We start from the raw sequence: 715 nt of genomic DNA on the forward strand, positions 1-715 counted from the left end.
TCAGGGCCAAGCCGCCGAGCAGGAGGAGTGCGCTCACCAGCGCGCACCCCAGTTCGGCGGCCGGCAGCCGGTGGCGGGCCCAGCGGGTGAAGGTCAGGTTGACCGCCGCGTGGGCCGCGACGGTGGCCGGGAGCCACCACGGATCGGCCGCCAGGAGCAGCGTCGCGCCCAGGTGGAAGGTCGTGGTCGTGGTGCCCCGGACGAGGACGTGCAGGGGGTGGGTGGCGGCGACCCCGCCCTCTGCGCCCAGCAGTTCGGCCGCGCGTGGTCCGAGGGTGCCGGTGAACTGGGACAGGCCGGTGGCGGTGGCGAAGACGAGTTCCGCGACCGCCCAGCCCAGGCCCGCCCACAGGGCCGGGGCGAACCCCGTGACGCCGACCAGCACGAGCAGCAGGCGCGCCACCTCGTCGGTCACCGCGGACGCGGCGGCGAGCACCGTCCGGCCGCGGCCGGGGTCGCGCAGGCGTCCGGCCGAGGCCACCGCGGGCACCCGCGCCGCGAGCGCGACCAGCCACCCCAGCACGCCCAACAGCCCGGCACCGGCCTGACCCGGGCCGAGGAACACGACCAACACCGCCGCGAGCCCCGCCAGGACGACCAGCAGCGCCACCGCGCCGGACCGGAGCCTCCTGCCCACCCCGGCCGGTCCTGCCCTGTCACGTGCTGGTCGCTCGATGCGGCCACCGTACGCCCGGTCGCAGGCGGCGGCTCGCGG

At 77.8% G+C, this 715-nt stretch carries 1 protein-coding gene; it reads right to left on the reverse strand.

The window, feature by feature from the left end; all coding sequences use genetic code 11:
* A partial coding sequence (locus ABD126_RS38575) for a hypothetical protein (RefSeq protein ID WP_343940653.1) occupies positions 1 to 637 on the reverse strand: 637 nt, incomplete at its 3' end.
* Positions 638 to 715: the final 78 nt, after the last annotated feature.

It is taken from the genome of Saccharothrix mutabilis subsp. mutabilis (genome assembly GCF_039521145.1).
Taxonomy (GTDB): Bacteria; Actinomycetota; Actinomycetes; order Mycobacteriales; family Pseudonocardiaceae; genus Actinosynnema; species Actinosynnema mutabilis.